Below are 12152 nucleotides of genomic sequence, written 5' to 3' on the forward strand. Positions count from 1 at the left end.
ATCAATGGTCATCATCACCTTACAAAGAGATAAATGCGTCGGTTGTAATTATTGTTACGAGCTGGCTCCAGAACGCTTCAGGATGTCGAAAAAAGACGGGAAATCGGTCTTGCTAAAATCGGTAGAAAAAAAAGGTTTTTTTACCCTTAAAGACCCAGACCATAGTATTTATGACAGCTGCGAACGAGCAGCGAAGGCTTGTCCGGTAAACATTATATCAGTGAAAGAAATATAAAATTCGAACCATCCTAAGTGATGGTTTTTTTGTGGAGTTTTAGCAAGGTTTTATGTAATTTAGTACCAAATCTTTTTCTATGACCAAAAACGAGGCACGTAAATTATTTAGAATTCGTAGAAAAGCTTTTTCAGATCAAGAAGTGAATGCTAAAAGTGAAGAGATTCTTCGGTGGATTAAATCCTTCAACCTGAATGATGTAGAAGTGTTTCATATTTTTTTACCCATCGAGAAAAATAACGAAATCAATACTTATCCGATTATCGATTATCTTTTTGAGCAAAACAAGCGCGTTGTGGTGCCAATTGTCGAAGGAACAGAGCTGTTGAATGCCGAGATAAAACCGGATTTTTCTACGACGCTCAAAGCGTTTGACATTCCAGAACCGATTGATTATCGTTTGATAGCGAGTCGAGAAATAGATGCAGTTTTCACTCCGTTGTTTGTGGTTGATTTACAAGGGAATAGAGTAGGGTATGGTGGCGGATATTACGACCGTTTTTTTGCAGCGGCTGATTCTGACTTTTTGAAAATTGGGCTAAGTTACTTCGAACCAATCGAGAAGATCGAAGATATTCACCTGGGCGATGTGCCGTTGGATCTGATGGTATCGCCAAGCGGAATTGTGTCGTTCGATGCTTTGTCGTCCAAGGTTTTGAAGTAAAACTTAAATTCTTTTTTGAATTTGATGGGCTCCAGTTTCAGAACTGCAATAGAAATGCGGTTGTTCGACTCGACCAGTTTTTTGCTTTCGGCAAAATAGTTTACGGTATAATTTATCTTTTTTACCGTATCGCTTTGCTCTTCAAGGTTTTGAATTTTCAGGTTTTCGATCGAGGCAAATTTTACATTTTTTGCCTTCATCTCTTCCAAAATGCTTTTGATCTTCATCGAGTCTGTTTTTGGGAAATAGGTTTTCAACTGCTCCCACAACATTTGCGATACCGTAGAGTCGTTAGAATTGATCGCCAGCGTAGACAATTCGTAAAATTCGCGTAGTTTTTGTTTGCTGATGAAGTCGATGGCTTGTGCAGAATCCATTTTAGTATTCAGTGTAGAAGCTTCGTTTTTGTACGATTTTATTTCTTCTAAATTATAATCACCAGAATAAGTTGAATCTTTCTTACAAGAGAAAATCACCATACACAGTGCGATGAGCAGGAGTTGAGAGCAGAATTTATTCATCAGTTTCATCGTGTTGGATTTTGAATTTTAGTTTAACGATTTTACCTTGTTTGTTTCGCTCCGATTCAATCAAGGTATAATTTTTTAGGGTGGTTGTTGGCAAAGTCATCAGGTTGATGTATTGCTGTTTCGATAAGATTTCTACGCCAAATACATCGTTGTCGTATACCTGATAAATCAATGCATTGTCGTCGATCATCTGGTTGAGTTTCTTCACGCGTTCTTTCAAGTCCTTGGCAGAATTCGAATAATAATGCAACATGACTTTGTAATCGTCGGCATTCAAAACAATGTTTTCTGCTTTGGTATAATTTTTCAAATTGATTTTCAGCGTGTCTACCTTATGATAGGGTGAGCTTACCGCCATATACAAGGTGTCTCGTGGACTCTCGAATGATACGCAACCTGTATTGGTATTCAACACCAAAGGGGTAAAACCTTCGCGCAGAATGGTAACTTCTATGGGCGTGGTAATGCGTGAAGTACGATCCGAGTCGATGAAACAAAATTCGTAGGTAGGATCTTTGAACAGTTGAAACGCCCCAATTGCCAATCCGCCAACCAAAATCATTATTCCTAATCCGTAGCCAAACCATTTAGACAACTTTGTTTTGGGCGTAGCCTCTACAGGACTTGGGATAGGATTGGATTTATTTTCGATGCTTGGTTCTTCCCTCACTTCAATATTCTGCCTTGCCTCAATCGGTTCCGATTCTAGCGAGGTGGGTTGTTCGATGAGGTCTAATTTTGGTTTTTCGGGTTTGCCAAAAACTTCTACTTCTTTTTTATGCACGTACTGTGCCCAATTTCGGTAACCGCAATATTGAGCAAGCAAATTTAGCATGTCGATTCGCGGTAATTTCTTGAATTCTGATTTGAAATAGGTATAAAACCATTTTTCGCTCACCGTAGATTTGGTCTTATCCAACAAATCTTCTTGAAAAGTGGTAATGTCGACTCCTCGCCAATGGGTTACATCATTTGATTGAGCAGAATTCTCTTGCAAAAATTTTCTTGCAACCGAATCTTTCAATAAATCGAATATTTCTTTGTCTGTGAATTTGCTCAAACCTTCGCTTGTTTTTCTTTACAAAAGTAAAAATTATTTCCCATTGTGCTTTTGTTCTGTCAAAATAGGCTTTCTTTTTTTATTAAAAAAAGATTAATTTAACCTAAAACGGTTAATAAAGAGTAGTTTACAAGAGTGGGAAGCTCTATCGGTAACGATTTAGTAATGGTGCTTACTGCACTTGCTTTCATTGGATTACCTTGTAAATCATTAATGCAAATGTAATAAATAATGGGTAAAGTACAGTTACGTACTTTACCTTTTTTAATGGTTATCCATATCCAAAAAATAAAAAAAATCCCCACACTGGGGGATTACTGTGAGGTTTAATTCAATATTATTTCCAAATTTTGGCATATCTACAATAGATGCAACTCCGAAACAAGTAGTGAGAACTTCTAAAAGACTATCCTATGGAAATCGTGTTGAGTAAAATATTATCGAAAATTCGACATCAGGAAGATAAGCTATCTTCCAAAATGATGGTAACGACAGACGAGGCATACCAAATGACCTTGTTCTTAAACGAAATGCTGGCTACAATAAAGGCTAAAATAATTCGGGATAACTTTGCGAATGAACAACAGGAGATTGACTTCTTCAAGAATATCAAACCACAGGTTTTAGGAAAGCTCATTTACTACAACAAAGTATTCCGTATTGAAACTTCCTGCCCTATGAGTAAGGGTAAAATATATCATAGCTATTTTGAAAGTCAATTAAAAATTCTCAAAGCAGAATATAAAGACAGTATTTGCAATCGGGATTTTTACAGATATTACCGTGCAGGTAGAACGGACCGTGATCATAGTTATTTCAGGCTCGGACAAATCAACTATCATGAAGGGTTAAAGAGTGGCGTATTTGAAATTGACCTTAGTTTCTCAACATATTACGATAACAAAATAGCCTATATTATAGCAAATGAATTGCTTTATACTTACCTGCTTGCCAAAATAAACCCCGGAGAAAACCCTGATATGATTTTAATGAATGGGGATACAAACAAAGATATTTCGTGGACAAATTCTCAAAATGCTCTTATTGAGCTGATATACGCCCTGTATGCTTCAAATTCCATTTCACACGGAAATATCGGTATTCGGAAAATGGCATTGATCTTTCAAGTCCTGTTCCAGACTCCATTAAAGGACATACATCATGCTTTCCATAGAATGAAAACACGAAGCGGTTCCCGAACGGCATTTTTAGACCAACTCAAAATATCCCTCGAAGAATATATGGATAAAGACCTTTAGCTAAATTAAAACAGTAAGTTCAAAGCAGTACACAAAATGTACTGCTTTTTCTTTGCCCATATCTGCCAATTGGCAAAACCTCCATATCAAGACCAAAATTCCTGTCTGATTTCCGTAAAACCATTATTAAACAAGGGTTTCCCCTAATTACAAAAATTTTCAAAAAAATGCCAAACCAATTGGTAAGGATTGGCGGACAAACTCTGCCACCCTTACCAATTTTGCAGAGTGAACTTTAAAAAACTATGCAATGAAAATCATAACCATTGAAGAAGAAGCGTGGAAACAGCTAAACAGTCGTATCAATGCTATTGCTGATTATCTGAAAAGGCAGGAAGATACAAGCTATGATGACCTGTGGCTCAATAACCACGAGGTATGCCAATACCTGCACATCAGCGAAAAGACCTTGTGGCGTATGCGTACCAAAGGCGAGATCACCTATTCAAAAATCTACGGGCAGTACTTCTATACTGTTGGAGCAATTAAAGAGATGCTCAATGCTAATGCTGTACAGAGTAGTGATGAATACGTGCAGGAACTTATGGCAAAAGGCAAAAGCTATATCGAAAAAGGCAGGAAACTAAAGAGTGATAAAAAACAGGTATGAACCTTTAAAAATATATCCCTATGAATATTGACAGAATAGAATTTTTAGCGTGGATGGAACGTATAATGGAACGATTTGATATGCTGGACGACCATATTGATAATTTGAAAAAGAAACGCAACAGCATTGATGGTGAAGAGCTTTTGGATAATCAGGACTTGCTTCAAATGCTGAAAATCAGCAATCGTTCCCTGCAGCGGTATCGCTCCATCGGTAAACTTCCCTATTATACTATTAGCGGAAAACTGTATTACAAGCTATCCGATGTGCATCAGTTCATAAGAGAGAGCTTTAACCCTCCCACAACTAAAATGAACGCCAATAAGTGACAAACACTGCCTTTGAGTGCCACTTAATGCAATGCAGTGAACGCTTCTTTTACTTTCGGCAGTGAACTTTTAAATTTTTGAGATTATGAGCGAAGAAACAACCAATAAACAGGAAATGCCCGAACAGTTATCGGACATATTATTAGTGCTGGATAAAGAAAAAATGAAAATCCAGGCGGTAAAGAGTATTGATGAGAACGGGAAAATGGAAACCGTTGACCCCACGAAGAAAAATCAAAATCAGTTTATGCGTGTGGACAAAAGCGGTGATTTCTTTTCCAACTTCTTCTCCAATTTTTTCAGTCAACTGAAAAACCCTACCAATTTTTCGTTCTTCAAAGTGCCTGCACCTATCGCCGTTGAGAAAGCACAGGAAATGCAAAAACAGGTTGATAAACCAACTCCCGAAGGCGAAAAAGTGATGAAAGAACACGAAGTAAAACCCGAACCACAACAAGAACAGAAACCAGAAAATAAAAATGATATGGCAGCAACAACACAAACACAGGAAAAAAGCGAGTACCGTTTCCAACCCGAACAGGTTGATTGGGAAACAATGAAAAATCTCGGAGTAAGCAAGGAGTATCTTGAAAAGCGAAACCTGCTTGAACCGCTATTGAAAGGTTACAAAACGAATGAGCTTTTGAATGTAAGTATCAATTTCGGAGGCGTTGCAGTTCGTACAGATGCCCGTCTTGCACTGCAAATGGACCAAGACGGAAAACCCGTAGTATTTGTACACGGTGTCCGCAAAGCTCCTGAACTACACAAAGAATTTTTTGGGCACACGTTTACGGAAGAAGACAAGAAGAACCTGCTCGAAACGGGAAATATGGGGCGGGTGGTTGATTTGAAAAACTCCAAAACAGGCGAACTAATGCCGTCCATTATCAGCGTGGACAGACTTACCAATCAACTTATTGCCCTGCGGACATCTTTAATCAAAATTCCCGATGAGATTAAAGGAGTTAAACTTAATGATGAGCAAAAGCAAACCTTAATGGAGGGCAAACCTCTATTCGTTGAGGGTATGACTTCAACAAAAGGAAAATCCTTTGATGCAACATTACAGTATAATGCAGATAAAAACTATGTGGAGTATCTATTTGACAGAACCAACAACAATCAGCAATCACAAAAAACGCAACAAAGTACCCAACAGGGCAATGAGCAAAGCCAGCCGCAGGAAGCTCCAAGAACTTTCAGGGGAAAAGAACTTGATGATGAGCAATACAATAAGTTCAAAGACGGACAAACGGTTTACATAGCCAATTTGGTAGATAAGAAAGGGCAAACTTATAATGGCTATATCACTTTCAACAAGGAAACGGGAAAAACCGATTTTGAGTTTCCTAACAAATACAAAGAGCGTATTAAACCTACCGAAGAACACAAAACGCAAACCGAGGTCAATTCCAAAGGCAAAACGAACGAAGCGACCAAGAATATTAAAGAGCCTTTGCAAAAAGGACAGCAAAGACCAAAAAACAGACAACAGCAGGAACAACAGGAGCAGCCAAAAACCCCTGCAAAATCCAAAGGAAGAAAAATGTAGTGTATGAAAACAATTATTGCAGAAAAACCAAGCGTAGCAAGGGAAATAGCCGGACTTGTGGGAGCTTCTGATAAAAAGGACGGCTACCTGACGGGCAATGGCTATTTTGTTACGTGGGCATTCGGTCATTTGATAGGATTGGGAATGCCCGAAGATTACGGGATTTCAGGATTTGACAAAGCATCATTGCCCATACTCCCCAACCCGTTTTTACTGACCGTCCGGAAAGTAAAAAAAGACAAAGGCTATACTGCCGATACACGTGCATTAAAGCAACTGAAAATAATAGACCAGCTTTTCAACCGTAGTGATAGCATTATTGTAGCTACCGATGCAGGACGTGAAGGCGAGTTGATTTTCAGATTTATTTATGAGTATTTGAAATGCCGTAAACCTTTTGAACGCCTTTGGATAAGTTCGCTGACCGAAAAAGCCATTAAACAGGGTTTTGAGAACCTCAAATACGGGGCAGCATTCGACGGGTTGTATCAAGCGGCACAAGGCAGAAGCCGTGCCGATTGGTTGGTGGGCATCAATGCTACACAGGCATTGAGCATTGCCGCAGGCAATGGAGTTTATTCGCTCGGAAGAGTACAAACACCCACACTCGCTTTGATATGCAAACGCTATCTGGAAAACAAAAATTTCTCGGTGCAGCAATATTGGCAGATACAGTTGTTGCATCACAAAGCAGGTATTGATTTTAAAAGCCTTTCTAAAACTAAATGGGAAGACCAAAAACTCGCTAACGATACGCTGAAATCCATTCAGCGAAGCGATACGGCAACAATTACATCGGTAGAAACCAAAAGGGTTACAGAGCAACCGCCTTTGTTGTTTGACCTTACAGGATTGCAAAAGGAAGCAAACAAAAAGCTCAACCTTTCTGCCGAAGAAACGCTGAACATTGCCCAAAGCCTTTATGAAAAGAAGTTTATCACTTACCCTCGCACCGGAAGCAAATACATTCCCGAAGATATGTGGGCAGAAATTCCCAATCTCGTGAGAGCATTGCAGGACAGGGAAACCTGCAAACAAGCTGTAACCAAAGTGAAATGGGGTCGTTTCAATAAACGTACCGTAAATGATTTGCGTGTAACCGACCATCACGGTTTGCTGATTACGGATAAAATACCGTCTGCCCTGAACGCAAAGGAAAACGCAGTTTATGATATGATTGCCTTTCGATTACTCGAAGCCATTTCACAAGCCTGTATCAAGGAGATAACCGATGTGGCTTTACAGGCACTGCATTACGACTTTACGGCAAAAGGCTGTAAGATTATTGAAGCAGGCTGGCGTTCCCTTATAGGTACTTTTTTGGATGATGATACCGAACCTGTACAGGATTTACCTGAACTGAAAAAAGGCGATGAAATCAAAATCAAAGAAGCCTCCGTTTTGGAGAAGAAAACCAAACCGCCTGTGCTTTATACCGAAGCAGGTCTATTGTCGGCAATGGAAAATGCAGGCAGAGAAATCGAAAACGAGGACGAACGGAAAGCCCTGCAAAATATCGGTATTGGTACGCCTGCTACAAGGGCAGCGATAATCGAAACGCTGTTTACCCGTAACTATATCCAACGAGAAAAGAAATCCCTGACACCAACCGAAAAAGGATTGCAGGTATATGAACTCGTAAAAGACCGAAAAATTGCAGATGTGGCAATGACTGCCGAGTGGGAACTGGCATTGCAGAAAATTGAAAACAACGAAGCCGATGCCGGAGTGTTCCAAAGCGAAATGGAAAGCTATGCTTCCTCTATTACCAATGAACTATTGCAAACTTCCATTGCCCAAAACAACCTGCCTAAATTGGTTTGCCCGAAATGCAAAAGTCAGCAACTCATTATCCGTGACAAGATTGTCAAATGCCCTGATGAAAGCTGTAATTGGGTGCAGTTCCGCAATGTGTGTGGTGTACCAATCAGCATAGCCGATATTGAAAGCCTTGTCAATAAAGGCAAAACATCACTTATCAAAGGAATGAAAAGCAAAGCCGGAAAGAAATTCGATGCGTACATCGTACTAAATGCCAATGCTGAGAGTTCCTTTGAATTTGAGAAGAACAAAAACTACAAAAAGTAATGGAAAACAAGCCCACAGTTATACCCAAAGAAATCAACAATCTGATTTATACCCTACGGGGTAAACAGGTAATGCTGGATAGTGACCTTGCTACATTATATCAGGTAGAAACCAAAATATTGAACAAGGCTGTAAAAAGGAATTTAGATAGATTTCCCGATAAATTCTGTTTTCAACTGACTGAAGAAGAAAGTGATTTTTTGAGGTTCCAAATTGGAACCTCAAACGTTGGGCGAGGCGGAAGACGTTATCTGCCCTACGTTTTTACCGAACAAGGAATAGCAATGTTGTCGGCTGTACTCCGTTCTGATGTCGCTGTTAGGGTTAGTATTGAGATAATGGACGCATTTGTAGAAATGCGGAGGATGTTAATGAGTAATGCTTCATTATTTCATCGTTTGGATAAAATTGAAATACGGCAGTTGGAAGCTGACCAGAAAATCGAGGAAATATTTAAGGCTTTGGAAAGCGACAAGCTCCACAGCGAAAAAGGTATTTTCTATAACGGGCAGGTTTTTGATGCCTACGCCTTTTTATCAGATATTATCCGAAGTGCAGAAAGTTCTATTATCCTGCTTGATAATTATGTGGACGATACGGTGCTGACCTTGTTGGGCAAACGAAATACAAATGTAACTGCCACCATATATACCAAAATCATCAGCAATCAATTACGGTTGGATTTGCAACGGTACAACAGCCAATATCCTGCTATTGAGATTGAAATTTTCTCCGATGCCCACGACCGATTTTTGATTATTGACGATATAGAGCTTTATCATATCGGGGCATCACTGAAAGACCTGGGCAAAAAATGGTTTGCCTTTTCACGGATGGATATAGAAGTCGGCAGGATGCTTCAAATCCTTAATCAACAATAAACCCTCCATTCAGAGGGTTTATTGTTATACTATAACTGTAATTGGGCTGTGATACTCTTATAATAAACTTTTAGTGCATCACGTTCATCTTTACCAACATAACTATTGTGAGCAACCAAACACCGTATTTTGTATAGTTCATCAACCATTACATTCAACCAATGTTCATTCTGCTTAGGAAAATACTTCCCAAAAATTGTCCAATTCCCAACTATTATTTTTCCTAACTCAATAAAGTCGCAGTAAAATAAATCACTATTACCTCGAATGGGCAAATATTTACTTTCTTGTTCGCTTTTCTTTAGTTCATCTATGGTTTCTTGTACTTTTCGGGGAATATTTATTGTTTCAGTCTTCATAATTTCTTCAATAAATATTCTTAAAGAATTTTCAATACAATATAAATACAAATAGACTTCCGACATTTCTCGTCCTTTTTGTTGTATGTCTTGCGGCAAAAGGTTTAAATGCCCAAAGTTTACATTTTGTTGTATTTCCTCGATGCTATCTAATAGGGAATTTTCATCTGAAATTAGAGGGTAGAATATCTCATTAATATATTTTCTTCGTTCCGCATATCCTCCTTTTGCTTGCATTTCTCTTCTAAATTCTTGAAGAGTAAAGCAAATTTTAAATTCCTTTGGTTGGTTGGTTTGGAACTTCGCAGATTTATTCAGTTCACTTTTCAATCTTTTATATTCTGCTTCATTATCACTTGTTATAGTAACATCGGTAGATGCTCCTGTAAGTAGTATTTTTAAGCGTTCAATGTTTTCTGTATAATTCATTTACATAAATATTTTAGGTTATTCTTCTATACTATGTTCTTCTTCTGGAAGCATAAAATCAAGAAATAATAATTCTGCTTTAGCTTCATCATCTTCAAATTTCAAATCCCAGCGTTGCTCCATAAATTCTAATAATTTATTACCTCGGTCAAGTATAGCAACCGGGTTCCAAACATCATATCCAGACACTTCAATCTCTGAATGCGAACCGTCAGAATATCCTTGTCTTATTTTTTCCTTTCTGTCATTATATTTTGCTGTTTTCTTATCTTCAAAGCAATCATTTTGTAAACTTGAATTTATACTTTGCGACAATGGTAAAAGATTGCCCAATGTTCCCTGAAAAAAAGGTTGAAAATTCTTTTTATATTCCTTAAAATTTTGTTTCCAATATTTATCTGTTGGTGTCTGTGGATAAATATGCTCAATAGAAACCTTATCTTTTTCGCTCTTAACAAACAGTTTCCAATCTATCTTTTGGCTTCCTCTTTGTCTAACTTTCTCCATTTCATATTCATATAAGAAATATCGAAGCCCATTCCAAGAATAGAAACCTCCTCCGCTTTTAAACTTCTTGTCAATGAACTTTTGAAAATAGGTATAATCAAAGTAGATTTCTTCAGAATTTTCAGGTGTATAAAAACAATAATCCATTCTTTCATTCAATCTGTGAATGATATTGTCAATTGTTAGTTCCCCATTTCGCAGTTGTCTTGCTGCACGATAAAATTCACTGTTTCTGTATGTTGAAAAAGCTCGGCTAAGCCTGAATGTAATAAAAATGAAACGCTCAATTGCTCTAAAGAGCTGAACTCTCTTATTAGGATTAACATTCTTACTCAAATAAGCTACTGTTACGAGTGGACGAAAATAGATTATACCAATTCTATTCAAACGGTCTATCCAAAGACTTTCCTGTGTGGTTAAGTCCGGATTATTTACAGGGTTATGGGTATTATACCAATGTACAGCGGCAGCCTTTAAGCTGTTCACATAATCTTCTATTTCTTTGGGAGAAAGTTGGGAACGCATAACAATTACTTCTTCTTCTCCGTTTATTTCAACTTCTTCTTGGTCGGTATCTTCATCCTCCCGAACTTCTTCAAACTCTTGCAACGAACTTATTTTTACCTCTGTTTTTGCATAAATATTTTGAGGTGTAAATTTCTGTTCCAGCAAAAAACGGATATAATCATCTCCTTTCTCCCTCGTGTATTGAAAGTACATTATCCAATGAGCCACTAAAAAATCATCATCATTAAGTGGATTTTTCTTGTTTCTCCCAAGTTGATAATAAACTTCTTTCCAAGCATCATTGATTTTTTCACGCAGAGAATTTCTCTCATCAGTTTTTAACTCCTTTTCATCATACAAAGTCGTCAAATAAATTAGCCTGTTTTTGAGAAGTTCCAAATTTGACAGCTTTTTGCCACGATTATTCATCGTTTCAAATGCTACGAAAACATCAAAATCGTCACTTATTTCGTAAACATTGAACATCAGGTTTTGCGTAACTTTTTTGAATAATGTTTCTATCTCGGTTAAACCGTATGTTTCAAAATAGTTTTGCAGATTTTCCTTGAAAAAATGCTTTGCATTTTCAAGATTGAGCGTGTAAAAAGTTTCTTGTACTGTTCCGCTATTTGGTTCTAAGAAAACCTTATGACGTAAATATTTAAAACTCGGATTATCGACCTCATAGCCAAACTTGTAGGTTGTAACAATAAACTGAGGAGGTTTTTCTATTACTAAATATTCTTCTTTAATAGCCTTTAAGCTAAAAGAGCCAAGATAAATTTCTTCATCTTTTTTGCCTTTGTTTTCCGGTATTGCTTTTAGTTGTTCAGAAATAGCTTGAATGAAAATTACAAATGTTGTCAATCGCTGTTGCCCATCAACAATATGAAAAGGTTTAAATCCTCTATCTTCAATTAACCATCGTTCGTCGTTCCAGTTATTCCAGATATTTTTATCTACCTTTTTCAAAGAGAGTAAACCTGTATAGTGAAATCTATCGGCAGGAAGATTGACTAAATCTTCCCAAAAATCTTTTAGTTGTCTTGTTGTCCAAGCGTAGCCACGCTGATAATCGGGTATTTTAAATATTCTGTCTTTAAAAATACTTTTTAAGGGTTCTAATTCATTCATTATTT

12 protein-coding genes are annotated in these 12152 nt (G+C 37.6%); 8 read left to right on the plus strand and 4 right to left on the minus strand.

Features of this window, described 5'->3' with window-relative positions:
* Positions 1-4 precede the first annotated feature (4 nt).
* Both BN8061_RS05280 and BN8061_RS05285 read left to right on the plus strand, forming a co-directional pair.
* Complete coding sequence (locus BN8061_RS05280; protein WP_068597119.1) at positions 5-235, plus strand: ferredoxin; 231 nt, start codon at positions 5-7, stop codon at positions 233-235.
* Positions 236-314: 79 nt separating this feature from the next.
* On the plus strand, positions 315-899 hold the full coding sequence (locus BN8061_RS05285) for a 5-formyltetrahydrofolate cyclo-ligase (RefSeq protein ID WP_068597121.1): 585 nt from the start codon (positions 315-317) through the stop codon (positions 897-899).
* On the opposite strand, the gene BN8061_RS05290 is transcribed toward BN8061_RS05285, so the two are convergent.
* A complete protein-coding gene (locus BN8061_RS05290) occupies positions 812-1429 on the minus strand; it encodes a hypothetical protein (protein ID WP_154662263.1) in 618 nt (205 codons plus the stop codon). The genes BN8061_RS05285 and BN8061_RS05290 overlap by 88 nt on opposite strands.
* Positions 1413-2489 (minus strand): hypothetical protein, encoded by a 1077-nt coding sequence (locus BN8061_RS05295; protein WP_068597125.1) that lies wholly within the window; start codon positions 2487-2489, stop codon positions 1413-1415. The genes BN8061_RS05290 and BN8061_RS05295 overlap by 17 nt, the downstream gene beginning before the upstream one ends.
* 413 nt (positions 2490-2902) lie before the next feature.
* Between BN8061_RS05295 and BN8061_RS05300 the strand changes: the two genes are divergently transcribed.
* The 6 genes from BN8061_RS05300 to BN8061_RS05325 all read left to right on the plus strand — a co-directional run bounded on the left by BN8061_RS05300 (position 2903) and on the right by BN8061_RS05325 (position 9211).
* Positions 2903-3748 (plus strand): RteC domain-containing protein, encoded by an 846-nt coding sequence (locus tag BN8061_RS05300; protein ID WP_068597127.1) that lies wholly within the window; start codon positions 2903-2905, stop codon positions 3746-3748.
* Positions 3749-3998: 250 nt separating this feature from the next.
* On the plus strand, positions 3999-4358 hold the full coding sequence (locus tag BN8061_RS05305) for a helix-turn-helix domain-containing protein (protein WP_068597128.1): 360 nt from the start codon (positions 3999-4001) through the stop codon (positions 4356-4358).
* 20 nt (positions 4359-4378) lie between these two features.
* Positions 4379-4687: a helix-turn-helix domain-containing protein gene (locus BN8061_RS05310; RefSeq protein ID WP_068597129.1), complete on the plus strand. Its 309-nt coding sequence runs from the start codon at positions 4379-4381 to the stop codon at positions 4685-4687.
* A gap of 85 nt (positions 4688-4772) precedes the next feature.
* Entirely contained in the window at positions 4773-6242 is a 1470-nt protein-coding gene (locus tag BN8061_RS05315; protein ID WP_068597130.1) for a DUF3945 domain-containing protein, read from the plus strand.
* Positions 6243-6245: 3 nt separating this feature from the next.
* On the plus strand, positions 6246-8330 hold the full coding sequence (locus tag BN8061_RS05320) for a type IA DNA topoisomerase (RefSeq protein ID WP_068597132.1): 2085 nt from the start codon (positions 6246-6248) through the stop codon (positions 8328-8330).
* On the plus strand, positions 8330-9211 hold the full coding sequence (locus BN8061_RS05325; RefSeq protein ID WP_068597133.1) for an ORF6N domain-containing protein: 882 nt from the start codon (positions 8330-8332) through the stop codon (positions 9209-9211). Before BN8061_RS05320 ends, BN8061_RS05325 begins: the two co-directional genes overlap by 1 nt.
* A gap of 29 nt (positions 9212-9240) precedes the next feature.
* Here the strand turns inward: BN8061_RS05325 and BN8061_RS05330 are convergent, their stop codons facing one another.
* Together BN8061_RS05330 and BN8061_RS05335 are read right to left on the minus strand one after the other, a co-directional pair.
* Positions 9241-9999, minus strand: coding sequence for a Swt1 family HEPN domain-containing protein (locus BN8061_RS05330; RefSeq protein WP_068597134.1), 759 nt, complete (start codon positions 9997-9999; stop codon positions 9241-9243).
* Between the two features lie 18 nt (positions 10000-10017).
* A complete protein-coding gene (locus BN8061_RS05335) occupies positions 10018-12147 on the minus strand; it encodes a DUF262 domain-containing protein (protein ID WP_068597136.1) in 2130 nt (709 codons plus the stop codon).
* Positions 12148-12152: the final 5 nt, after the last annotated feature.

This window comes from Vaginella massiliensis (assembly GCF_900089075.1).
In the GTDB taxonomy this organism is placed as follows: domain Bacteria; phylum Bacteroidota; class Bacteroidia; order Flavobacteriales; family Weeksellaceae; genus Weeksella; species Weeksella massiliensis_A.